Raw genomic sequence first — 23,269 nt, forward strand, 5'->3', positions numbered from 1 at the left:
AGGAAACAGGAGAATCTCATGCGGCTCGATTCCGTGGTCATCCTCGGCAGTGCCCGCACTGCCATCGGCAGCTTCGGCGGCAGCCTGGCCGGGCTCGCCCCGCATGAGCTGGGCACCGTGACCGCCCGCGAGGCGCTGGTACGCGCCGGTGTCGAGGCCGACGAGATCGACCACGCCGTCTACGGCCATATCATCACCACCGGACCGCAGGACGCCTACCTGGCCCGCCACATCGCGCTGGAGGCCGGCGTGCCCGAAGGTGCCGCGGCCTTCAACGTCAATCGCCTGTGCGGCTCAGGCGTGCAAGCCGTGCTCTCCGCCGCCCAGCAGATCGTGCTCGGTGACAGTCGCCTGGCGCTGGCCGGCGGCGCCGAGTCGATGAGCCGCGGCGCCTACCTGCTGCCGCCCCAGGCGCGCAACGGGCTGCGCATGGGTCACGCCAGCGTCACCGACCTGACCCTGGGCGTACTCAGCGACCCCTTCGGCAGCGGCCATATGGGCGTGACCGCCGAGAACATCGCCAAGCGCTGTGGGCTCGGCCGCGAGGCGATCGACCGCTTCGCCCTGGAGAGCCACCAAAAGGCCGCCCGCGCCATCGCCGAGGGCCGCTTCGACGAACAGATCGTGCCGGTCACGGTGCGCGAGGGCAAAGGTGAGCGCCAGTTCGACCGCGACGAGCACGTGCGCGACGGCGTCACCCTGGCGGACCTCGCCCGGCTCAAACCCGCCTTCGCCAAGGAGGGCGTGGTCACCGCCGGCAACGCCTCGGGCATCAACGACGGCGCCGCGACGCTGGTGCTGGCCCACGCCGACGAGGCCAGCCGCCGCGGGCTGACGCCCCGCGCCCGGCTGATTTGCGCCAGCACCGCCGGTGTCGAGCCCAGCCTGATGGGCTTGGGGCCGATTCCCGCCGTGCGACGTTGCCTCGACGAGGCCGGGCTCTCCATCGCCGACATCGACGTGATCGAATCCAACGAGGCCTTCGCCGCACAGGCCATGGCGGTGGCCCGCGAGCTCGATTTTTCTGCCGAGCGGCTCAACCCCAACGGCGGCGCCGTGGCGCTGGGTCATCCCGTCGGCGCCACCGGCGCGATACTGATCATCAAGGCGCTGGCCGAGCTGGAGCGCACCGGCGGCCGCTATGGGCTGATCACGCTCTGTATCGGCGGGGGGCAAGGCATCGCCCTGCTCATGGAGCGTCCCATCTAAGCGACCACACGAAGCACCAGGCTCTGTCCACAGCCTCGACGAGTGCAAGCGGTTCTCGGACAGAGCCCAGGACGGCTACAACGACAAGGAGCCGCACATGAAAACCGTCACGCCGAAGATTTTGCCTGCCACGCCCTCCGCAACCAATCCGCCGTTACTGATCGGCGAGCTGCTCGACTCCGGCGTGCGCATGGCCGGCAGCAACCAGATCGTCTACCGAGACCTGGGCCGCCATGACTACCAGCGCTTTCGTGAGCGTGTCCATCAGCTCGCCCACGTTCTCAGCGCTCAAGGCGTCGAGGCCGGTGACGTGGTGGCGGTGCTCGATTGGGACAGCCATCGCTACCTGGAAGCGTTCTTTGCCATCCCCATGCTCGGCGCGATACTGCATACCGTAAACGTGCGCCTGTCACCGGAGCAGATTCACTACACCATGGATCACGCCGAGGACGACTTCGTACTAGTGCATGAGGACTTCTTGCCTCTGCTCGAGCCGCTTTCCGAACGCCTGCCCCGCATTCGCGGCTACCTGCTGTGCCAGGACGCTCCCGCCGAGGTTCAGAGTTCGCTGAGCCTGGTCGGGGAATACGAGGCGCTATTGGCCGAGCAGCCGGCCCACTATGACTTTCCCACCTTCGACGAGAATGCGGTGGCCACGCTGTTCTATACCACCGGCACCACCGGCAATCCCAAGGGCGTGTTCTTCACCCACCGCCAGCTGGTACTGCACACCCTGGGCGAGGCTAGCACCTTCCAGTCCCCGGGCTTCGAGCTGCTCAACCGCGACAAGGTGTACATGCCCATTACGCCGATGTTTCACGTGCACGCGTGGGGCGTGCCCTACACCGCCACGCTGATGGGCGCCACCCAGGTCTACCCCGGGCGCTACGAACCGGAAATGCTGGTCCGGTTGCTGGTAAGTGAGAAGGTCGACTTCTCTCACTGCGTACCCACGCTGCTCAACATGGTGGTGAGCGCCGAGGCGATCGCTTCGGGCAAGGTCGATCTCACGGGCTGGAAGGTCCTGGTGGGCGGCAGTGCCCTGACCCAGCCGCTGGCGCAGAAGGCCTGGGAGCTCGGTATCGACACGCGCAGTGCCTACGGCATGTCCGAGACCTGCCCGCTGCTCACCGCCGATATCCTGCCACGGGACATCGACGAAGCCGATTTCGCCACTCAACTGCCGTGGCGTTGCAAGGCGGGCTTGCCCGTACCGCTGGTGCGTCTGGAAGTGGTCGACGAGAGCGGCAACGCCCTACCCCGAGATGGCGAGAGCGTCGGCGAGGTGCGTGTGCGCGCTCCCTGGCTCACCCAGGGCTACTACAAGGAGGAGGCCCGCAGCGAGGAGCTGTGGCGCGACGGCTGGCTGCACACCGGCGACGTGGCGGTGTTGGACGAGCGCGGCTTCCTGCACATCCGCGACCGCATCAAGGATGTAATCAAGACCGGCGGCGAGTGGATCTCCTCGCTGGAGCTGGAGAACCTGATCGGCCAATGCCCGGGCATCTCGGAGGTAGCGGTGATCGGTGTGCCCGACGAAAAGTGGGGCGAGCGCCCCGCAGCCCTGGCGGTACCCAGTGACCTCAACGCACCGCCCCAGGCCGAGGAGGTCCAGGCGTTTCTCGAACGCTTCGTCGAAGAGGGCCGCATCAACCGCTGGGCGATTCCTTCCTTCGTGCGCTTCGTCGATGAGATCCCCAAGACCAGCGTGGGCAAACTCGACAAAAAACGCATTCGGCACGAGGTCTGATTCAGGATGCTCGTGTAAGGGGCACGCGCGCCCGCCGGTAGGCGGCGGGCGAGTTGCCGGTCCAGGCCTTGAAGGCGCGGCTGAAGCATGCCAGGTCGCGAAAGCCCAGCTCGTCGGCAATGACCGGCAGCGGCCGTTCGGAGCGGGTCAGTGCCTGAACGGCGAAGTCGCGCCGGAACTCGTCCTTTACCGCCTGGAAGTGCGTGCCCTCGGCCGCCAGCCGCCGCGCCAGGGTGCGCACCGACATGTGCAGTGCCCGGGCCACATCCTCCACCGAGCCCGACGTGGCCAGGTGGCGCGCGAGGTGCTCGCGCACCCGATGCGACACCAGCCGTTCCTCGAAGGAGACGTAGAACCAGTCGGCCGGCGCCCGGCGCAGGAAGGCGCCCAGGTGCTTCTTGGTCTGGCGAATCGGCTGCTCGAGCAGGGCGGCATCGAAGTAGATGGCGGTCTGCGGCCGCTCGAAGCTCCCCTTGCCCGGGTAGAAGTAGAGATAGTCGGCACTGTGGGCCGGCTGCGCATAGGCGCACTCCATCATCAGCGGCGGGATCTTACGCGCGATCATCCACGAGGCGATGCCATGGAAGAGCTTCAGCATCAGCTCGTGAACGAGAATGCGGCTACCCGCCGGCGGCCGATGCTCCACCAGCGCCACCCGCACCAGGCCGTCATGAACGTCGTATTCATAGCCGAAATCGTCCAGCACGATGCGAAAGAACAGCGTAAAGCGGTGCAGCGCCACCTTGAGCGTGGGCGCCTCCAGCACGCTGAGGCACAGCAGTTTCAGCGTGCCTCCGCGTAGGGGACGGGTGAAGAAGCCCGGCGTCTCGTCGTCGCGGTCGTTGACCAGCAGCCGGTAGAGCGTGGCGAACTGCTCCACCGTGACCCGCCCATGGGGTGCCGTGAGCAGGAACGGCGAGATGCCCGCGCGCGCCAGGTAGCCGGGACGCGCCGCATCGGCTTCAGGCACGCCGCGGAACAGCTCGTTGACGAAATGCATGGATACCGTGACGGTCACTTGCCACTCTCTCCCCGATTCCGGCCTGACGACATCGGGCCGTGTGGTCATGGTAAGTTACTCGCTGCCTTGGTTGGATACTCTGCGACCATGGCATGATCGCTGCGCCGTCGACGGGAGCCGCCATGCTCGAATTCCGCCAGGTTCACAAGACCTATGCCACCCCCCAAGGGCCGCTTGCGGTGCTGGCGGGCGTCGACCTGCGCCTGGAGGCTGGTGAGAGCCTGGCGCTGATGGGCGAGTCCGGCAGCGGCAAGTCGACCCTGCTGCACCTGGCCGCGGGGCTCGACCTGCCGGATGCGGGTGGGGTGTTTGTTGCCGGCCGCTCGATTTCCACGCTGGACGAGCCCGACCGCGCCCGCCTGCGCCGCGACACCCTGGGGCTGGTGTTTCAGCAGTTCCACTTGGTGCCGAGCCTGAACGTGCGCGACAACCTGCGCCTGCAGGCACGGCTGGCCGGGCGCGAACGCCCCGAGTGGTCGGCGCACCTCATCGAGCGGCTGGGTCTGGCCGGGCTGGAACGACGCTACCCCGAGCAGCTCTCCGGCGGCCAGCAGCAGCGCCTGGCCATCGGTCGCGCCCTGGCCCCGCGCCCTGCCCTGCTGCTTGCCGACGAGCCCACCGGCAACCTCGACGAGGCGACTGCCGGCGAAGTGCTCGAACTTCTGCTGGACCTGGTGCGCGAGGCCGGCAGCGCCTTGCTGATGGTGACCCATAGCCCGCGAGTCGCGGCGCCGCTGAACCGACGCCTGCGCCTGACCCACGGCCGGCTCGATCCGCCTCCTGAGAGGGAGGCGAGCCACCGCTGATGTTGACCGCGCTGACAACGCTTCTCTCCCACTACAAACGCCACCCTGGCCAGCTCGCCATGCTGCTGCTGGGCCTGTGGGTGGCCGGCGCCCTGTGGAGCGGCGTGCAGGCGATCAACACCTCGGCACGCGACAGCTACGCCCGCGCCGAGGCACTATTCACCACCGGGCTCGACCGCCTGGAGCGCCGCGACGGCGAGCCGTTGTCTCGCGACGACTTCCTGCGCCTGCGCCGCGCCGGGCTACCCGTCTCGCCGCTGCTGCAGGGCGAGATGGAAGCCCCTGACGGCACGACATTGACGGTGATCGGCATCGAGCCTTTCACCCTGCCGGGCGATAACGCCTTTGCCAGCGCCGGCAGCAGTGGGGAGCTCACCGATTTCCTCGCCCCACCGTGGCAGACCCGGGTGGCTCCGGATACCCTGCCTGCCCTGGGCCTGAGCCAACGCGAGGCTGCCGGCGCCGAGCCGCCGCTGGGCGAAGGCAGGCTGCCACCGCTGACCTTGGTACCCTCCCTGCCGCCCGACACCCTGGTGATGGACATCGCCGCCGCGGCGATACTACTCGACGCCGGTCCGCGCCTTTCGCGCCTGGTCACCGACCCCGGTGCGCTGGAAAGTGCCCCGCAGGGGCTCGTGTTGACCCGTTCGACCACGCTGGTCTCGCCCGGCCAGCTCACCGAGAGTTTCCACCTCAACCTTACCGCCATGGCATTGCTGGCGCTGGTGGTGGGGCTGTTCATCGTCCAGGCGGCACTGGGCCTGGCGCTGGAGCAGCGGCTGGGGCTGCTGCGCACGCTGCGCGCACTGGGCGTGTCGGGTCGCGCCCTGGTCGGCCTGCTCGCCCTGGAGCTTGTGCTGCTGGGACTCATCGGCGCCCTGGCCGGCATCGTCAGCGGCGTGTGGCTCGCCCGCCTGCTGCTGCCCGACGTGGCGGCCACCCTGGGCAGCCTCTACGGCGCCGATGTGGCGGTCACGCTCAACCTTCCCTGGCACTACTGGCTCGGCGGGCTCGGCGTCACCCTGGGTGGATTGCTGCTGGCCGGCAGCGGTGTGCTATGGCGCGCGGCACGGCTAAGCGTGCTGGGGTTGGGCCAGGCCCAGGCCTGGCGCCACGGCTTCTACCGACAGCTGCGCGGCATGGTACTGACGGGAGGCATTGTCGCCCTGGCCGGGCTGGCGCTGTGGGCGTGGCTGACGCGCCAGCCCGCGGGTGAGGGGCTCATGGCCGGCTTCGGCCTGATGGCCGCCCTGCTGCTGGCCAGCGCTCTGCTGCTGTCGCCGCTGCTGGCGCTGCTCCTGGCCGGCCTTGGCCGGATGGTGCGGCGGCAGCCACTGGCACAGTGGGCCCTGGCCGACCTTCAACTCCAGCTACCGCGACTGGCGCTGGCCATGATGGCGCTGCTGATTGCGCTGTCCGCCAACCTGGGCGTGAGCAGCATGGTCGGCGGCTTTCGCCTCACCTTTCTCGACTGGCTCGACCAGCGCCTGGTGGCGGATTTCTACCTGCGCCCGCCGCCCGAACAATTCGAGGAAGTGCAGGCCTGGCTGGCCGGGCTCGGCGAGGTCGAAGAGCTGCTGCCCACCCGCCATGCCGAGGCCACACTGGTTGCGATAGAGGACAGCGACGATTCGCGCCCGCTATTTCTGCCGGTCGGCCTTTATGGCATCACTCCCGGCGCGGCGCTGATACCCCGCTGGCCACTGCTCGAGACACAGGCCGGGCGTGACGCCGCCTGGCGTGATTTCGCCGCGGGCGAGGCGTTCGTCAACGAGCAGCTGGCTATCGACCAGGGGCTTGCCCCGGGTGATCGCCTGACGCTGTCGGCCCCGGGCGGTCAGGAGACGCTGACGGTGGCGGCGGTGTACCCCGACTACGGCAACACTCGCGGCGAGGTGCTGCTGGCCACGCCGCAGCTGGCCCAGCGCTTCGCCGCCGCTCCCAGCTCCATCGGCATCCTGCTCGCCCCGGGGGCGGGGGGAGAGACGCTCGCCGAGGCCCTGCAGCGCCGCTTCGATTTCGGCAGCGACGCGTTGATCGACCAGCGCGAGGTGAAGCGCATGTCCATCGACATTTTCGAGCGCACCTTCACCATCACCCGGGCACTCTCCGCACTGACCCTGGCGGTAGCCGCCCTGGCGCTGCTCGCCAGCCTGCTGGCCCAGGCCCGGGACCGCCGCCGTCGGCTGGCGCCGCTGTGGGCGCTGGGTGTGCCCCGAGCGCGGCTGGTCGCGGTGCAGCTGGCCCAGCTCGGCGGCACGGCCTTGTTTGTCGGCGCTCTGGCACTGCCGCTGGGCACCCTGCTGGCGCTGGGGCTGGTGGCGGTGATCAATGTGGCCGCCTTCGGCTGGCGCCTGCCGCTGCACGTCTTCCCCGGCGACATGATGCTGACGCTGGCTACCGCGGTGGGCGTGGCACTGGCCGCTGCCGCTCTGCCGGCCATCCGCCTGTGGCGTACGCCACCCCGCGCCCTGCTGGTGGAGGAGTCGGCATGACACGCATCATTTTCGTCTCGATCCTGCTGCTGGCCGCCGTCTGGCTGGCGGGCTGCGAAGAGCAGTCGCCGCCCGACGAGACGGCCGGTTTCGCCGGGCTGGGAGAAGAAGCCGGTGACTTCGCCCAGGCGCATGACGACATCGCATTGCGCTTCCCCGAGGATCACGCCGCCCACCCGGACTACCGCATCGAGTGGTGGTACCTCACCGCCAATCTGGAAGACGAGCGCGGCGCGCCGCTGGGCCTGCAGTGGACGCTGTTTCGCCAGGCGCTCGTTCCTCCCGAGGAGCGCCCCAAGCCTACCCCCTGGGCTGCCGATCAGCTGTGGATGGCCCACATGGCGGTATCGCAGGGCGACACGCATCGTGTGGCGGAGCGCTTCGCCCGCAGCCATTTACAGGAGGAAAGCGGCCAGGCGGGTACGCGTGCCGAGCCCTTTCGCGCCTGGATCGACCACTGGCAGCTGATCAGCCCCATCGAGACGACAGGCGAAACGACAGGTAAAACGCCGGACGAAACGCAGAAAGACGACACCTTCACCGAGCTCGCCCTGACGGCCCATCAGGATGACGAGCACGGCGGCTTCGGCTTCGACCTGACCCTCAGCGCCGAGGGGCCGCTGGTGCGGCATGGGAGCGCCGGCTTCAGCCAGAAGGCCGCCGACGGCCAGGGCTCGATGTACTACAGCCAGCCGTTCTGGCGCATCGAAGGGGAAGTGACGCTGGATGGCGAAACCCGCACGGTGAGCGGGCGCGGCTGGCTCGATCGCGAATGGAGCAGCCAACTGCTGGGGCCCGACCAGCAGGGCTGGGACTGGTTCTCGCTGCATCTGGAGAGCGGCCACCGGCTGATGGCATTCCAACTGCGCGGCGGCGGCGAGGACGGTGGCGACTACCGCTCGGGCACCTGGATTTCGCCTGACGGCGAACCCTTGGCGCTGGCCCCCGACGAAATTGTCATGGCACCGCTCGAGACACGAGAGGTCGCGGGGCGCCAGGTACCACTGCGCTGGCGTCTGGATGTGCCTCGTGCCGGAGTCGAGTTGATTGTCGAGGCGCCGAATGCCGAGCGCTGGATGACCACTAGCGTACCCTATTGGGAGGGCGAGGTGATCGCCAGGGACGCGGATAGCGGTGACGATAGGGGCATCGGCTATCTGGAGATGACCGGCTACTGAGCGGCGCGAGGAGAGACCATGAACCTGCTGGATGCCATGACCGCCTACGTGCGCGTCGCCGAGCTCGGCAGCTACACCCGGGCGGCGGAGACACTCGACCTATCGCGAACGCGGGTCTCGCGGCTGATCATGGATCTTGAGAGCCACCTGGGCGTGCGCTTGCTGCAGCGCACGACCCGGCGCCTGCACCTCACCGAGGCCGGCGAGAGCTACCTGGCCCGCGCACAGGGCATCCTGCAGGCACTGGAGGAAGCCCAGGCCGAGCTGGGCGCCGGCAGCAGCGAGGTCTGCGGCCGGCTGCGCCTCAACGGCCCCATGTCCTTTGGCACGCGCTTCCTTTCGCCGTTGATCACGCGCTTCATGCTCGAGCACCCTGCGCTGCAGGTGCGTCTCGACCTCAATGACCGCCGCGTGGACCTGCTCGAGGAAGGCTATGACCTGGCAATCCGCATCGGCGAGCTTCCCGATTCCAGCCTGGTGGCCCGCCGCCTGACCCGCTGCCGCCTGCTGCTCTGCGCCTCGCCGGACTACCTGGCGCGCTTCGGCGAGCCGCGTTCGTTGGAAGCCTTGGCCGAGCATCGCTGCCTGCGCTATCGCACGGCGAGCGGCGCCGACTGGCAGCTCGGCGGGCGCCGCCTCGCGGTGCAGGGTCCGCTGGAGAGCAACAACGGCGACGTGCTGACCCATGCCGCCGAGGCCGGGCTGGGCATTGCCCATCAGCCCAGTTTCCTGGTCACCGAGAGCATCCGCCACGGCCGCCTGGTCCCCCTGCTGCTGGACGCAGCGCCGTTTACGCTGGGCATCTACGGTGTCTTTCCCGCGCGGCGCTACCTGCCGGTCAAGGTCGAGCGGCTGCTCGATTTCCTGGCCGAGGCCTGGGGCGATCCGCCCGTCTGGGAGCAGGAAATGGGATTGTTGCCTCTCGAGCAATGAAGTTGTTCACACAGCGATGATTATCCCACGAGAAGGGCGGCGTAGAGTGAAGGCATCCCTGACCCATAACGGAGCCCCGACCATGCAAACGCAAGCCCCTCATTCTCCCAACACACCGTCCCATGCCGTACCGCTCGGTATCTCTTCCGAGCAAAGCGTCCAGGCCCATGCCATCACCCTGCTGCGCGTATCGCTCGGCGTCATGGCGCTGGCCCACGGCCTGCTCAAGGTGTTCGTCTTTAGCGTGCCAGGCACCGTCGGCTACTTCGAGTCGATCGGCCTACCCGGCTTTATCGCCTACCTGACCATCCTGGCCGAGGTCGGTGGCGGCCTGGCCCTGCTACTTGGCGTCTACACTCGCTGGGTGAGCCTGGCATTGATACCGGTGCTGCTCGGTGCTACCTGGGTGCATGCCGGTAACGGCTGGGTCTTCTCCAACCCGGGCGGCGGCTGGGAATACCCCGTGTTCTGGGCCGTCGCGCTGCTGGTGCAAGCAGGGCTGGGCAGCGGTAGTCTCGTTCTCAACCGTCGCTTTGCCTGATTCAACCCGACATGGCGCCGCCCCGCGGCGCCAGCCACCCAGGAGCCTGCCATGCAGCCAAGCCTTTTTATCTCCCACGGCTCACCCATGCTGGCCCTTACGCCGGGGCCGGCGCACGATTTCCTGCGCGAACTCGGCAAGACGCTCTCGCCCAAGGCCATCGTGGTGGTCTCGGCCCACTGGGCCAGCGAGCGGCTGCTGGTAAGCACCAGCGCGCACCCCGAGACCATCCACGATTTCGGCGGTTTTCCCCGCGAACTCTTCGAATGCCAATACCCGTCACCGGGCGAGCCGGAACTGGCCCTGCGCCTGGCCCGTAAGCTCAATGCGGTGCCGGTCGAGCGCGGCCTGGACCATGGCGCCTGGGTGCCGCTGTCGCTGATGTTCCCCGCGGCCGACATACCGGTGGTGTCGCTGTCGCTGCCGGTGACCTGGTCAAGCCAGGCCCTGGTAGAGCTCGGCGAGAAGCTGGCAGCGTTACGGGAAGAAGAAGGCGTGCTGGTGGTCGGCTCGGGCAGCCTGACCCACAACCTGGCCGAGATGCAGGCGCAGGAAGCGCCAATGCCGGCCTGGGTCGGCGAGTTCGCCGACTGGATACACGAGAAGCTGACGGCAAACGAGCGTGCCGCCCTGCTCGAATGGGAAAGCGCACCGCAGGCGCGGCGCAACCACCCCACGCCGGAGCACTTCCAGCCGCTGCTGGTGGCGCTGGGCGCAGGCGGCGAGGCCCGCCGCCTGCATCACAGCGTGGAGCACGGCGTGCTGGCGATGGACGTCTACGCCTTCGCCTGAATGACGCCATACGCCAGGCTCAGTCCCCCAGCGCCGACAGGCGATCGGCCTGGACCACCTCGATCCAGTAGCCGTCCACGTCCTTGACAAAGACCACGTCCTTCATCTTGCCCTGGTCAGAGCGCTTGACGAAGGTGACCTCGTTGGCGTCGAACCAGGCCTCGGCGGCATCGAGGTCCGGCACCGAGAAGCAGATGTGACCGAAGCCCTGGGGCTCGGCGTTGCCGTCGTGGTAGGCGAAGTCGTCCTGGGTTTCGGTGCCCCAATTATGGGTCAGCTCCAGCAGGCCCCGCTGACGGAAGGTCCAGACCGTGCGCTCGCCCTCGTCCTCGGGCGCCTGCTCGCTTCCGTCCAGCTTGGCCAGGAAGTAGAGCGAGAAGCCCAGCTCCTCGAAGTCGAGTCGGCGCAGGACCTGCATGCCGAATACGCGGGTATAGAAGGCCAGCGCCTTCTCGGGATCCTTGACCCGCAGCATGGTGTGATTGAGGCGAAAGCCTGCCGATTCCGATGTCGGCGCCTTCACGCCGGGATGCTGCTCTCCCTTGAAACTCATGGGCTCTCTCCTTTGCAGTGGCATACGGTCGCCAAATGATGCGGATCGCGACGACGTTTTTCCAGGCGCAGGCGCTGCCAGGTTCTCCTGGTTCGCGCTAGAGTAGGGGCAGCTACGACTCATGAAGGACCGCCCAATGTCGACCTCGCTGCTGCCACTCACCGTCGTGCCAGTGCCGTTGCGTGAGGGCACCTGGCGCTTCGTGCGTCTGGTGGCCTGCCTGCTGGCGCTGGTCCTGTTGGCCGGCTGCGCCAGCCGCGAGCTGGCCACCCACGACCCGCGCCACGGCGAGGAGGCGCTTTCCATGGAGCGCACGCTGATCCTGGCCACCGCCAAGAGTGCGCTGGGTACGCCTTACCGCCTGGGCGGCAACACGCCGCAGGGGCTCGATTGTTCGGGGCTGGTGGAAATGGCCTATCGATCGGCAGGCATCCAGGTGCCGCGCACCGCCGACGAGCAGTACCGCTCGCTGCCTGCCGTGAAGCAGGCCCAGCCCGGCGACCTGCTGTTCTTCGGCGACCGACGCAAGGCCACCCATGTCGGCATCTACCGCGGCAACGGCCAGATGATCCATGCCCCCGGGAGGGGGCGCAAGGTTACCAGCGTGCCGCTCGACGTGGACTACTGGCAGGATCGATTCCTGGGGGCTGCCGGCCCAGCGCCCTGACGCCGTTGCCCACGGCAGGTATGATCGAGGCATGCCCATCCCTATTTCGGTGTGACACATGCCACTCGACCTTTCCCTCTATCTGGTAACCGACCCTGAACTCTGTGCCCGCCACGGCCTGGTGGAAACCGTGGTAGCCGCGGTGCGCGGTGGCGTGACGGTCGTTCAGTTGCGCGACAAGCACGCCTCCGACGGCGAGATGATCGACCAGGCGAGGCGTCTCAGGGCGGCGCTGGCCGGCAGCGGCGTGCCGCTGATCGTCAACGATCGCTTGGCGGTGGCGGTGGAAAGCGGCGCCGAGGGCCTGCATATCGGCCAGGATGATGGCGACGTGGCGGTTGCCCGAGCCGAACTCGGCGAAAGCGCCATTCTTGGCCTCTCGGTGCAGAACCACGATCAGCTCGCCCGCCTCGACCCGACCGCCTTGGACTATCTTGGCCTCGGCCCGGTATTCGCCACCACCACCAAGCGCAACCACGCCAAGCCGCTCGGCTTCGACGGCCTGGCTTCGCTGGTGGCGGCCAGCCCCCTGCCGGCCGTGGCCATCGGCGGGCTCAAGGCCGAACATGCCAAGCGCGTGCGGGAAGCCGGTGCGCAGGGGCCGGCGGTAGTCTCGGCGATTTGCGGACAGCCGGACCCGGAAGTCGCCGCACGCGCGTTCTTTACCGGATGACTTGTCTCGGATTGTCGTTGGATAAGGTGACGAGGAGAAACAACGGAATTTCCGTCTGGAGCGGGACTTCAGGCGTCGCGCTGCTCCTGTTCGCGCGTGTAACGCAGCATGATATCCAGAGTTTCCTGGCTGACGTGGTGCTCCATGCCCTCGGCATCGATACGCGCGGTACGGTCGCTGACCCCGAGGGCCCGCAGGAACTGCAGCACGATGGCGTGACGCTGGTTGGACATCGCCGCCATCTCCTCCCCTTTATCGGTCAGGAACAGCGAGCGGTAGGGCTTGCTGGAAACCAGCCCCAGCGCCTTGAGCCGGGTCACCGTCTTCGAGACCGTGGCCTGGCTGACTCCCATGCGGGCGGCGATATCGGTCGATCGCGCCTCACCCTGGTGCTCCAGCAGATCGGCGATCAGCTCCACGTAGTCTTCGAGTAACTCGGTTTCATGTGCGTTGCGCACGGCAGCGTACTGCTGCGCATGCTGGTCGCTGGGCGGCAGGGCATCCGCCTTGCTCAGGCGATCCGGCGTCACGTCGTTCGGGGAGTCGGTCATCGCGCCAATATAGCTAAACACTCGATAGCGCAGCAACTGGGCATCGATAGAGATTTCCTACTACCCTACAAGTTAACCTTGGCTAAAATAGTAGCCATGTACTCAGAAACTGAATGTAACGAAACAACCCTCTTTCAACGGCTCGCCACCAGAGGAGAGTGACCGATGCCGGTTTTCAAGGGACTCATCACCATCCTCGTACTCGCCCTGTCGAGCACGAGCCATGCCGAGGAGGCGCCGCTCAAGGTGGCGGTCACCTTCTCCGTGCTCGCCGATCTGGTCGGCGAGGTCGCAGGCGACGAGGCCGAAGTGGACGTGCTGACGCCGGCTGGGGCGGAAGTGCATGAGTGGGAGCTGATACCGAGCAACTTCATCGCGCTCGAGAGGGCCGACATCGTGTTCTACAACGGTTACGGCCTCGAACAGTGGATCGGCCAGGTCGAGGCCACGGCGAGCGAAGGCGCGCGGATGGTCGCCCTGGCCGAGGAGAGCGGCTATGCCACCCAACCGATCGCCACCGGCGACTTCGCCGGCGAGGTCGACCCGCACATGTGGATGGACCCGCGTGCCGCCGCCGAGTACGCCCGGGTGGCGGCCGAGACCCTCGCCGAGGCCCGGCCCGACGCTGCCGAAGCCTTCATGACCCGCGCCGAGGCGCTGGGGGAATCGCTGAACGCCCTGCATGACGAGCTCATGGAAAGCCTGGCCGGCCTGCCGGAGGAACAGCGCCTGCTGATTACCAGCGAGGCGGCCTTTGTCTATTTTGCCGACGCCTTCGGCTTCGAGCACGACGGCATCTGGGGCACCAATGCCGAGGAGGAGGGTTCGCCGCGCCAGATCATGCGCATCCTCGACCTGATCGAGGAGCGGCAGCCGGCCGCCATCTTCTGGGAGAGCACCATTTCCGATCGCCACGTGCGCAGCGTCGCCGACGAGAGCCGGGTCGAGATCGCCGGTCCGCTCTATGTCGATTCGCTCAGCGAGCCGGACGGCGAGGCACCGGATTACGCCACCATGCTGCGTCACAACGTCCGGGTGCTGCGTGACACCCTCGGAGGCGACCATGACTGAGCAGCTTCCTGCCCTCCAGGCTTCCCGGCTATGGGCAGCCTACCACCAGCAGTCCGTACTGGAGGACATCAACCTGACGCTGCCCCAAGGGCAGTGGACGGCGATTGTCGGCCCCAACGGCGCCGGCAAGTCGAGCCTGCTCAACCTGGTGATCGGTAGCCTGGCACCGCTGCGCGGCGACCTGCGGGTACTCGGCGAGAGCGCCGCTTCGCAGCGCAGGGCCGGCAGCATCGCCTACATGGCCCAGCAGGAACGCATGGAGTGGGATTTCCCCATTTCCGTGCGCGACACGGTACTGACCGGCCGCTATGGCCTGATGCGCCACGATCCGCTGTGGCAGCGCCTGCTGCCCCGGCGCTGGGCCAACCCCAGCCATCGCCGGGCCGTGGAGGCCGCCCTGGAAGCCGTCGACATGGCCGACCATGCCGCCCGCCCCATCGGTGAACTCTCGGGTGGCCAGAAGAAGCGGGTAATGCTGGCCCGCGCCTTGGCCCAGCAGGCCCGTATCCTGCTGCTCGACGAGCCGCTGGCGGGGGTCGACCCGCCCAGCGAGGCACTGATCCTCAAGACGCTAGAACGCGAACGCAGCGCGGGACGCACGGTCATCATGGTGACACACGACATGCCGAGCGCACGGCGCTACGCCGACAACGTACTGCTGATCAACCGTACCCTGATCGGCATGGGCACCCCCGACGAGATGCTCAGCGATACCATGCTGGCTCGCCTGGCGGTCGGAGCCCCTGCCCCCCTGCCTGGAGGCGTTTGTGTTGCCGCTTGAGACCCTGGCCCTGGGCGTGATCGACGGCCTGACTGCCCTGCTGATGACGGCAGTCAACCTGCTCCCCGAAAGCCTCGCCGCTCCTTTCGAGTATCGCTTCATGCAGCGCGCCCTGCTCACCTCGGTGCTGGTGGGGGCCATTTGCGGACTGCTCTCCTGCTATGTGGTACTCAAGCGCTGGTCGCTGCTCGGCGACGCCATTTCCCATGCGGTGCTGCCCGGCGTGGCCATCGCCTACCTGCTCGGCTGGCCCTTCTTCATCGGCGCCTTCGTCACCGGGGCGCTGACGTCGCTGGGCATCGGCGCCATCGAGCGGCATACCCGCATCAAGTCGGATGCCGCCATGGGGCTGATGTTCACCGCCGCCTTCGCGCTCGGCATCGTGATCATCAGCAAGATCGCCACCAGCACCCACCTGCTGCACATCCTGTTCGGCAACGTGCTGGGCGTGCAGACTTCGGCGCTGATATTGACGCTGCTGGCCAGCCTCGTGGCCCTCCTGGGGATCTGGCTGGCCTACCGCCCGCTTCTGCTCTATACCTTCGACCCGCAGCAGGCCCAGGCCCTGGGCTTCAACACCAGCGCGATCCACTACGGTCTGATCCTGCTGTTGACGCTGACTATCGTCGCCAGCCTGGAAACGGTCGGCATCATCCTGGTGGTGGCGATGCTGATCACCCCGGGCGCCACGGCCCACCTGCTCACCGACCGCTTCCCCACCATGCTGGCCATCTCGGTCACTATCGGCGTGGTTTCCGCCGTGGTGGGGCTGATGCTCTCGGTATCGCTGGACGTCGCTTCGGGCGGCGCCATCGTGCTGGTGGCCTCGGGCCTGTTCCTCGTCGCGCTGCTGGCGGCTCCCAAGCATGGCCTGGTGGCCCGTCACTGGCGGCGCTGGCAGCTCAACCGCGCTCAGGCATGACGCACGACTACGAGGTCGGGCGGCGCTTCAGGGTGGTGCGGCGATCATGATAGGCAATGGCCAGGCCGCTGCCGATGATCAGGGCACTGCCGACGAAGACCCACACGTCGGGAATCTCGCCCCAGAACCACCAGCCCAGCAGCACCGCCCAGAGCATGGCGGAGTAGTCGAAGGGCGCGGCAATGGCCGCCGGCGCGAAGCGAAAGGCCATGGTGATGCAGGCCGTGGCTCCCACCCCGATCACACCGGCCCCGACGAACCCCAGCCAATGCCAGGGATGGGGATCTTGCCATACCCAAGGCAGGGCGACCCCGGTGATGACCAGCGGCACCAGCGTCATGTAGAACACCATTGCCCAGAGATGCTCGGTGGCGCCGTAGCGCCGCGCGGTGATCATCATCAACGCATAGAACAGCGCCGCGCCGATGAGGGCCAGCGAGCCCAGCTGGAAGGCGTCACCTCCCGGGCGCACCACGATCAGCACCCCCACGAAGCCGAACAGCGAGGCGACCAGCACGGGCGGGTCGATGCGCTCGCCCAACAGCGGCACGGAGAGCAGGGTGACGAACAGCGGCGCGACGAAGGCGATCGCCGTGGCCTCGGCCAGCGGCAGCAGGGTCAGCCCGAACACGAAGCAGAACATGGTGCCGGCGTAGATCAAGCCGCGCACGAGGTGCACGAAGGGACGCCGGGTGCGCAGCTTGCGCAGGCCGCCGCCATAGTGCGCCAGCAGCGCGATCAGCGGCAGCGAGACCAGGGTTCGGAAGAAGATGATCTGCAGCGGGGAGTGCACCTCGCCCAGCCACTTGGCAATGGCGTCGCCGATGGCCAGGCAGAGCACGCCGGCACACATGAACAAAATGCCCTTCAATGAAGGCGACATGACACCCTCCCCTTCGCTTCGCCCCGGCTGACAAAAAACCACCCCGCCGACCTGAGACGGGCGGCGGGGCTTATCGATTAACCTAACGGCTGAAACGGGCGACGGCAAGTGACGTGCCCCCGTATGGCGCATTCAGCGCTGCGAGGGTCGATGCCGGAAAGGGTCGGGTGCTGTTCTCGATCAAAAAAGATATGTTATAACGTGTCATCTATGACCCCCACGACGCAAGGAAGACTCGCCATGCCCCAGCCCCCTCGCTCTTTGCTCCTCAGCCTGGCTCTGCTGCCCCTGGCCGCTTCCGCCGATCGCCCGCTTTCCGTGGTTGCCCCGTGGGAGATCACCGGCGCCGACCCCTCCACTTCGGGCTATGTCTACGCCCGCATGCGCGTTGCCGAGACGTTGGTCGATACCGACACCGACGGCCAGCCCGCGCCGGGACTGGCAACGTCCTGGCAAGCCAGTGAGGATGGCTTGACCTGGCGCTTTATCCTGCGGGACGACGTCACCTTTCATGACGGCAGCCCGCTGACGGCGGAAGCGGCGGTGGCAAGTCTCGAGCACGCATTGGGCAAACCGGGCATTCTCGATTCTGCGCCCATCACGACCGTCGAGGCCGAGGGCAACGAGGTGGTGTTCCGACTCGAGAGCCCCTTTGCGCCGCTGCCGGCCCTGCTGGCCCACTCCACCACCCTGCTCCTCGCCCCGAGTTCCTTCGGAGACGAGGGTCGTGTCACCCAAGTGATCGGCACCGGCCCTTACCGGGTGGAAACGGCGGCACCACCCCAGCGGCTCGATGTCGAACGCTTCGACGACTACTGGGGCGAGGCGCCTGACATCGCCAATGCCACTTACCTGGCGGTAGGACGCGGCGAAACCCGCGCCATGATGGCCGAGAGTGGCGACGCCGACGTGGTGTTCACCCTCGACCCGGCAAGCCAGGCTCGGCTGATGCGAAACGACCGCCTCGCGCTGCATGCCGAGCCGCTGCCGCGCACCATCATCTTCAAGGTCAACGCCGCCCACCCTTTCCTCGAGGACGAGCGTGCCCGCCAGGCGCTGAGCCTGGCCATCGATCGCGAGGGCATCGCCGCCGGCCTGCTACGCAACCCCGAGGCCGCCGCAGCCGAGCTGTTTCCGGCAAGCCTCGGCCCCTGGCACCTCGGCCTCGATGCGAGCCGCGCGCAGGATGTGGAGCAATCCCGCGAGCTGCTCGCCGAACTGGGCTGGGAAGCGGGGAAGGACGGCATGCTCGAGCGTGACGGCAAACCCTTCCAGCTGACCCTGCGTACCTTCTCCGACCGCCCCGAGCTGCCGCTGGTGGCCACCGCCCTGCAAGACCAGTGGCGCGAGATCGGCGTCGCGCTGGAAGTGGCCGTGGGCAACGCCAGCGAGATCCCCTCCGGCCACCGCGACGGTAGCCTGGAACTGGGCCTGATGGCACGCAACTACGGCCTGGTGCCCGACCCCCTCGGCACCCTGCTCGACGACTTCGGTACCGACCCCGACACCATGGGCGGCGACTGGGGCGCCATGGGCTGGCACGACGCCGATCTGGCCGCCTGGCTCGACACCCTGCGCCAGGAAGCCGATGTCGAAGCCCGCGCCGAACTGGCCGAACGCGTGGCGCTGCGCCTGAACGAGGCCATGCCGGTCGTGCCCGTGGCCTGGTACCAGCAGACCGCCGCGGTCAACGCCGAACTGGAAGGCTTCTCCATCGACCCGCTGGAGCGCAGCTACCGCATCGACGAGCTGAGGTGGCGCGAATGAGCCTCGCACTGGCACCACGAGCGGCCCCGCGCTGGACGTCAGGCCTGGGCGGCCTGCTGCTGCAGCGCCTGTTCCAGGCCGGGCTGGTGGCATGGGTGGTCGGCACCCTGACCTTCGTGTTGACCCGTTCGCTGCCCGGCGACATGGCCTACCGCATTGCCGCCGGACGCTACGGCCATGACATGGTCAATTCCAGTGCCGCCGAGGCGGTGCGTGCCGAGCTGGCGCTGGACCAGCCGGCACTCCGTGCCTACTTCGGCTGGCTGTGGGACCTGCTGCAGTTCGACCTGGGGCGCTCGCTGGTCAGCGGCGAACCGGTGGCAGCCGAGCTGTGGCATCAACTCGGCCACTCACTGGGCCTGGCGGCAATGGCCGTGCTGCTCTCCCTGTTGCTGGGTCCGCCGCTAGGGCTGATCGCCGGGCTCAAGCCCAATGGCACGCTTGATCGCATCAGCGAAGTGGTGGCCAGCGTGCTGCGCGCCCTGCCGCCCTTCGCCGTTGGGCTGGTGCTGATACTGATCTTCTCGGTGTCGCTGGGCTGGCTGCCCGCCGCCGGCCATGGCCGCAGCGCGCACGGCGTGCTGCCGGCGCTGACCCTGGCGCTGGCATTGGCCGCCATCTCCAGCCGGGTGGCGCGTAACGCCATGGCCGATGTGTCGCAGTCGGCCTACTACGTATTCTCGCGTACCAAGGGGCTTAACGAGCGCCTGAGCTTTCTCCGCCACGGCCTGCGCAACGCCGCGGTGCCGGTCGTCGCCTACCTGGGCGTGCAGTTCGTCTATCTGATCGAGGGTGTTGTGGTGGTCGAGACCCTGTTCGCCTGGCCCGGTATCGGACACGCCCTAGTGCACGCCATCGTCGCCCGCGACGTACCGATGATCCAGGGCACTGCCCTGCTCATGGGATTGATGTTCGTCGCGCTCAATACCGTGGTGGATCTGCTCTGCCATTGGCTCGACCCCCGGAGGCGCAACGCATGAGCACGTTACGTCTTCGCTCCTCTCGCCGGTTGCCGTTGCCTGTGTTCAACCGACGCCAGCAACTCGGCGCCACGCTGCTCGCCCTGCTGCTCGCCTTCGCCTGGCTGGTGCCCTGGCTCTCTGATGCCGACCCGGCGCGCCAGCAGCTCACGCGCATAATGCAACTGCCGTCACTGGCCGAACCGCTGGGTACCGATCACCTGGGACGTAGCCTGCTGGCGCGGCTGGCTTCCGCCGTGCGCCTATCGCTGGGCATGGCGCTGCTCAGCGTGGCCAGCGCCGCCTTACCAGGCGTCATTCTCGGCGTGGTGGCCGGTTGGCGCGGCGGCTGGCTCGACCGTGTGCTGGGTAGCCTGGCCGATGCCTGCCTGGCGCTGCCCGGCCTGCTGCTGGTGCTGCTGCTGGTGGCCATCGCCCCGGGAAATTTCTGGGCACTCTATGTGGGTATCTCGCTGGTGCTGTGGATCGAGTACTTTCGCGTGGTACGCGCCCGTACCCGGGTGCTGGCGTCCTCACCGCAATTGGAGGCCAGCCGGCTGCTCGGCTTCGGCCCCCTCACCCTGTTCCGCCGCCACCTGTGGCCGGAGCTCGCACCGCAGGTGCTGACCCTGGCCGCCTTCGGCGCTGCCAGTGCCATTCTCGCCATGGCGGCGCTGGGCTTCGTCAGCGTCGGCCTGCGCCCGCCCACTGCTGAGCTGGGGCTGATGATGATCGAGCTGCTGCCCTACTACCACGAGGCGCCCTGGGCCATGGCCCAGCCGATCGTCGTGCTGTTCGTGCTGGTGTTGAGCCTTAATCTTCTGGCGGGGAGGGACCCCAGATGAGCGAATACTTGCTGCGTGTCGACAACCTGGAAATCGCAGGCGATGGCGTGGCCATTGCTCCCTTCAGCTGTGCCCTGGCAGCGGGCGAGCGCCTGACCCTGCTCGGCGAGACCGGCTCGGGCAAAAGCCTGATCGCCCAGGCGATCATGGGCACGCTGCCGCGGGGTCTTGCCGCCCAGGGACGGCTCGACATCGATGGCGAGCGCTTCGATGCCGCCAGCGGCACGTCGCGCCGCGCCCTGTGGGGCCGCCGCCTGGCGCTGCTGCCTCAGGAACCCTGGCACGCGCTGGACCCGACCATGCGTGCCGTGTCCCAGGTCGCCGAAAGTCATCGCCACGTGGCCGGACGGAACCGGCAAGCAGCGCATCGGGCCGCTTGGCGTGATCTGACCGAGCTGGGCCTGGCCGAGGCGGGCAACAAGCTGCCTGGCGAACTCTCCGGCGGCATGGCGCAACGCGTCGCCTTTGCCGCGGCCAGTGCAGGCGGGGCGCCCATCGTGATTGCCGACGAGCCCACCAAAGGGCTCGACGCACCGCGCCGCGACGCCGTGGTCGAGCTGCTGGCGCGCACCCCCGAGCGCGGCGGCGCCCTGCTCACCATCACCCACGATATCGACGTCGCTCGTCGACTTGGCGGCGAGGTGGTCATTCTGCGTCAGGGCCAGGTAGTCGAGCGCGGCCCGGCCCAGCAAGTCCTGACTCACCCCACAACTGAGTACGGCCGGAAGCTACTGGATGCCGAGCCCAGCCGTTGGCCGCCCCCCGCGCCGCTCGGCCACGTACGCCAGCCTCCCGTCGTGGCCGCTACCGGCCTGGCCAAGGTTCGCGGCGGACGCGAGCTGTTCCGCGACCTTTCGCTCACGGTCAGCCCTGGCGAAATTGTCGGTGTCGTCGGTCCTTCCGGCTGCGGCAAGAGCACCCTGGGCGACATGCTGCTCGGCGTGACGCGTGCCGACGGCGGCGAGATTCAGCGCGCCGACGGCCACCGCTTCGGCTTCCAGAAGCTGTATCAGGATCCGCCGGCAGCCTTCTCGCCCCACTGGCGGCTCTCACGCCTGCTCGACGACCTGATACGGCGGCATCGCCTTGAGCGAGGTTCAATCGCACCGCTGATGGCACGCCTGGGGCTCGACGAGGGACTACTGGCGCGGCGCCCCGGCGAAATCTCCGGCGGCGAGCTGCAGCGTTTTGCCATACTGCGCGTGCTGCTGCTCGAGCCCTGCTTTCTGTTCGCCGACGAGCCCACCTCACGGCTCGACCCCATCACCCAGCGTCAAACGCTGGCACTGCTGGTGGAGCTGGCCCGCGAGCGTCGCTGCGGCATGATGCTGGTGAGCCATGACCCGGCGCTGATCAAGCGACTCTGCGACACGTGCATTTCCCTGGGCGAAACCGCGAGTTCGGCAGAGCGTATACATGAGCCGGCCATGGCCTGAACGTCATGCCTGACGCTTGGCCAAACGAGTGACGCCCCGCATGGGCGGGGCGTCAGTGTCGGCAGGCGGGGCCGGTTCAGTTGTGAGCCACCACCATGCAGTCCATGCCTTGGGCGCGCAGGCTGTCGCAGGCGGAGTGGGCGTCGTTTTCCTGCAGGTCGACCAGCCGGGCGCGGAAGACGCGACGCTCGTCGTCCGACTCCGCCACCGAGACACGTACGTCGTTCAGCAGGCTGGCCAGCTGGTCGGCCGCCCGAGCCGCCAGGCTGCGCGCCTGATCGGCGTCGTTGAAGGCACCGACCTGCACGGCCCAACTGCCGCCGGGGGAGCGAGGCGAATCGGCCTGGGCGATCAGGGCCCGGATCGGATCGTCGGCGGAGCCCATCTCGACGCCCATCTCGGACTGGAAGGAGAACCGCTGCCCCACTTCACTCACGCTTTCGGGGGATTCGTTGACGTTCGCCTCGGCCATCATCGAAGCGGAAGCCGGCGGGCTTTCCGGCAACTCCATGCGATCGCCCAGCACGTCGGCGCTGGCGATCCAGTCGCCCCGCTGAAGCATCGAGAGCCGGGCGAAACCACGGTCGAGCAGGTCAGCCATGTGGGTGTCGCGTGAAGCGGCGGTGAAACCGCCCATGACCACCGAGACGATGCGGCGGTTATCCCGAATCGCCGAGGTCGCCACGTTGAAGCCTGAAGCGCGAATGAAACCGGTCTTGAGACCGTCGGCCCCGGGATAGTTGCGCACCAGTCGGTTGTGGCTGGTATGCGTGGTTCCACGGTAGGTGAAGCTCTGGGTGGAGAAGTAGTGATAGTACTGCGGGAAGTCCTGCATCACGCGGATCGACAGGGTGGCCATGTCGCGTGCCGTGGTGACCTGTGCGCTATCCGGCAGGCCCGAGGCATTGCGGAACACGGTGCTGGGCATGCCCAGCTCATTGGCGCGCTGGGTCATCATGCGACCGAAGTTGGCTTCCGTACCGCCAAGCGCTTCAGCAACCACCACGGCCACGTCATTGGCGGAGCGCACCACCAGCGCCTTGATGGCATCCTCCACGGTGATGGTACTACCCGCCGCGAGCCAGAGCTTAGACGCCGGCATGGAGGCGGCATGGGACGACACCGATAGCGGCTGGTTGAGATGCATGCTGCCATTCTCGATGGCCTCGAACAGCATGTAGAGCGTCATCATCTTGGTCAGCGACGCGGGGTAGCGGGTGGCATCGGGATTATCCGCATGCAGCACATCACCGCTCTCGACATCGATGACGATGGCCGCATAGCGGGGATTGGCCTGCACCGCACCGATCGTCAGCAGCTGTAGGCAAAGCAAAAAAAAGACGGCCACACCGAGATCGCGTCGGTTGTAGGAGCGCATGACGAACACCTCTGGTTCCCTTGTGATTCCCTGTGGTCCGATTCTGAAGCGGACCTTG

Annotated in this window: 22 protein-coding genes; 17 read left to right on the plus strand and 5 right to left on the minus strand. The window is 67.6% G+C overall.

All coding sequences use genetic code 11. The annotated features are described in order from the left end of the window. The first annotated feature begins 18 nt into the window (after positions 1 to 18). Both bktB and ACOJCM_RS18455 read left to right on the plus strand, forming a co-directional pair. Entirely contained in the window at positions 19 to 1,209 is a 1,191-nt protein-coding gene (gene bktB, locus ACOJCM_RS18450; protein WP_445213543.1) for a beta-ketothiolase BktB, read from the plus strand. Positions 1,210 to 1,306: 97 nt separating this feature from the next. Continuing rightward, positions 1,307 to 2,959 (plus strand): fatty acid--CoA ligase, encoded by a 1,653-nt coding sequence (locus tag ACOJCM_RS18455; RefSeq protein ID WP_445213544.1) that lies wholly within the window; start codon positions 1,307 to 1,309, stop codon positions 2,957 to 2,959. A 1-nt stretch (position 2,960) separates the two neighbouring features. On the opposite strand, the gene ACOJCM_RS18460 is transcribed toward ACOJCM_RS18455, so the two are convergent. Beyond that, complete coding sequence (locus tag ACOJCM_RS18460) at positions 2,961 to 3,977, minus strand: AraC family transcriptional regulator ligand-binding domain-containing protein (protein WP_445213603.1); 1,017 nt, start codon at positions 3,975 to 3,977, stop codon at positions 2,961 to 2,963. Positions 3,978 to 4,102: 125 nt separating this feature from the next. Here ACOJCM_RS18460 and ACOJCM_RS18465 point away from each other — a divergent pair, with 125 nt between their 5' ends. The 6 genes from ACOJCM_RS18465 to ACOJCM_RS18490 all read left to right on the plus strand — a co-directional run bounded on the left by ACOJCM_RS18465 (position 4,103) and on the right by ACOJCM_RS18490 (position 10,725). Then, positions 4,103 to 4,786, plus strand: coding sequence for an ABC transporter ATP-binding protein (locus ACOJCM_RS18465; RefSeq protein ID WP_445213545.1), 684 nt, complete (start codon positions 4,103 to 4,105; stop codon positions 4,784 to 4,786). Further along, positions 4,786 to 7,281, plus strand: coding sequence for an FtsX-like permease family protein (locus ACOJCM_RS18470; RefSeq protein ID WP_445213546.1), 2,496 nt, complete (start codon positions 4,786 to 4,788; stop codon positions 7,279 to 7,281). The genes ACOJCM_RS18465 and ACOJCM_RS18470 overlap by 1 nt, the downstream gene beginning before the upstream one ends. Further along, positions 7,278 to 8,459, plus strand: coding sequence for a lipocalin-like domain-containing protein (locus tag ACOJCM_RS18475; protein WP_445213547.1), 1,182 nt, complete (start codon positions 7,278 to 7,280; stop codon positions 8,457 to 8,459). The genes ACOJCM_RS18470 and ACOJCM_RS18475 overlap by 4 nt, the downstream gene beginning before the upstream one ends. Positions 8,460 to 8,477: 18 nt before the next feature. Next, complete coding sequence (locus ACOJCM_RS18480) at positions 8,478 to 9,392, plus strand: LysR family transcriptional regulator (protein WP_445213548.1); 915 nt, start codon at positions 8,478 to 8,480, stop codon at positions 9,390 to 9,392. A gap of 82 nt (positions 9,393 to 9,474) precedes the next feature. Then, the gene (locus ACOJCM_RS18485; RefSeq protein ID WP_445213549.1) at positions 9,475 to 9,933 is read left to right on the plus strand and encodes a DoxX family protein; all 459 of its coding nucleotides are present in this window, start codon (positions 9,475 to 9,477) and stop codon (positions 9,931 to 9,933) included. 51 nt (positions 9,934 to 9,984) lie between these two features. After that, positions 9,985 to 10,725, plus strand: coding sequence for a DODA-type extradiol aromatic ring-opening family dioxygenase (locus ACOJCM_RS18490; RefSeq protein WP_445213550.1), 741 nt, complete (start codon positions 9,985 to 9,987; stop codon positions 10,723 to 10,725). A gap of 19 nt (positions 10,726 to 10,744) precedes the next feature. On the opposite strand, the gene gloA is transcribed toward ACOJCM_RS18490, so the two are convergent. Next, entirely contained in the window at positions 10,745 to 11,278 is a 534-nt protein-coding gene (gene gloA, locus ACOJCM_RS18495) for a lactoylglutathione lyase (protein WP_445213551.1), read from the minus strand. A gap of 136 nt (positions 11,279 to 11,414) precedes the next feature. Between gloA and ACOJCM_RS18500 the strand changes: the two genes are divergently transcribed. Beyond that, a complete protein-coding gene (locus ACOJCM_RS18500; RefSeq protein ID WP_445213552.1) occupies positions 11,415 to 11,945 on the plus strand; it encodes a C40 family peptidase in 531 nt (176 codons plus the stop codon). Positions 11,946 to 12,003: 58 nt separating this feature from the next. After that, complete coding sequence (gene thiE, locus ACOJCM_RS18505) at positions 12,004 to 12,618, plus strand: thiamine phosphate synthase (RefSeq protein ID WP_445213553.1); 615 nt, start codon at positions 12,004 to 12,006, stop codon at positions 12,616 to 12,618. 68 nt (positions 12,619 to 12,686) lie between these two features. Here the strand turns inward: thiE and mntR are convergent, their stop codons facing one another. Next, positions 12,687 to 13,169 (minus strand): manganese-binding transcriptional regulator MntR, encoded by a 483-nt coding sequence (mntR, locus tag ACOJCM_RS18510; protein ID WP_445213554.1) that lies wholly within the window; start codon positions 13,167 to 13,169, stop codon positions 12,687 to 12,689. A gap of 165 nt (positions 13,170 to 13,334) precedes the next feature. Here mntR and ACOJCM_RS18515 point away from each other — a divergent pair, with 165 nt between their 5' ends. From ACOJCM_RS18515 to ACOJCM_RS18525, 3 genes are read left to right on the plus strand one after another with little or no spacing between them, the layout of a single operon-like run. Next, entirely contained in the window at positions 13,335 to 14,240 is a 906-nt protein-coding gene (locus tag ACOJCM_RS18515) for a metal ABC transporter solute-binding protein, Zn/Mn family (RefSeq protein ID WP_445213555.1), read from the plus strand. Next, on the plus strand, positions 14,233 to 15,021 hold the full coding sequence (locus ACOJCM_RS18520) for a metal ABC transporter ATP-binding protein (RefSeq protein ID WP_445213556.1): 789 nt from the start codon (positions 14,233 to 14,235) through the stop codon (positions 15,019 to 15,021). Before ACOJCM_RS18515 ends, ACOJCM_RS18520 begins: the two co-directional genes overlap by 8 nt. A gap of 43 nt (positions 15,022 to 15,064) precedes the next feature. Then, positions 15,065 to 15,943, plus strand: a complete 879-nt coding sequence (locus ACOJCM_RS18525; protein ID WP_445213604.1) for a metal ABC transporter permease — start codon at positions 15,065 to 15,067, stop codon at positions 15,941 to 15,943. A 7-nt stretch (positions 15,944 to 15,950) separates the two neighbouring features. Here the strand turns inward: ACOJCM_RS18525 and ACOJCM_RS18530 are convergent, their stop codons facing one another. Beyond that, positions 15,951 to 16,826 (minus strand): DMT family transporter, encoded by an 876-nt coding sequence (locus ACOJCM_RS18530; protein ID WP_445213557.1) that lies wholly within the window; start codon positions 16,824 to 16,826, stop codon positions 15,951 to 15,953. A gap of 240 nt (positions 16,827 to 17,066) precedes the next feature. On the opposite strand from ACOJCM_RS18530, the gene ACOJCM_RS18535 reads away from it, so the two are divergent. From ACOJCM_RS18535 to ACOJCM_RS18550, 4 genes are read left to right on the plus strand one after another with little or no spacing between them, the layout of a single operon-like run. Next, the gene (locus ACOJCM_RS18535) at positions 17,067 to 18,593 is read left to right on the plus strand and encodes an ABC transporter substrate-binding protein (RefSeq protein WP_445213558.1); all 1,527 of its coding nucleotides are present in this window, start codon (positions 17,067 to 17,069) and stop codon (positions 18,591 to 18,593) included. After that, positions 18,590 to 19,573, plus strand: coding sequence for an ABC transporter permease (locus ACOJCM_RS18540; protein WP_445213559.1), 984 nt, complete (start codon positions 18,590 to 18,592; stop codon positions 19,571 to 19,573). The genes ACOJCM_RS18535 and ACOJCM_RS18540 overlap by 4 nt, the downstream gene beginning before the upstream one ends. Then, positions 19,570 to 20,397 carry an ABC transporter permease gene (locus ACOJCM_RS18545; protein WP_445213560.1) on the plus strand — a complete coding sequence of 276 codons (828 nt, stop codon included), beginning with the start codon at positions 19,570 to 19,572 and terminating at the stop codon, positions 20,395 to 20,397. Before ACOJCM_RS18540 ends, ACOJCM_RS18545 begins: the two co-directional genes overlap by 4 nt. Further along, positions 20,394 to 21,833, plus strand: coding sequence for an ABC transporter ATP-binding protein (locus ACOJCM_RS18550; RefSeq protein ID WP_445213561.1), 1,440 nt, complete (start codon positions 20,394 to 20,396; stop codon positions 21,831 to 21,833). Before ACOJCM_RS18545 ends, ACOJCM_RS18550 begins: the two co-directional genes overlap by 4 nt. 76 nt (positions 21,834 to 21,909) lie before the next feature. Here the strand turns inward: ACOJCM_RS18550 and ACOJCM_RS18555 are convergent, their stop codons facing one another. Then, on the minus strand, positions 21,910 to 23,211 hold the full coding sequence (locus tag ACOJCM_RS18555) for a D-alanyl-D-alanine carboxypeptidase (protein WP_445213562.1): 1,302 nt from the start codon (positions 23,209 to 23,211) through the stop codon (positions 21,910 to 21,912). Positions 23,212 to 23,269 lie beyond the last annotated feature (58 nt).

Source organism: Billgrantia hypersalina, assembly GCF_052584175.1.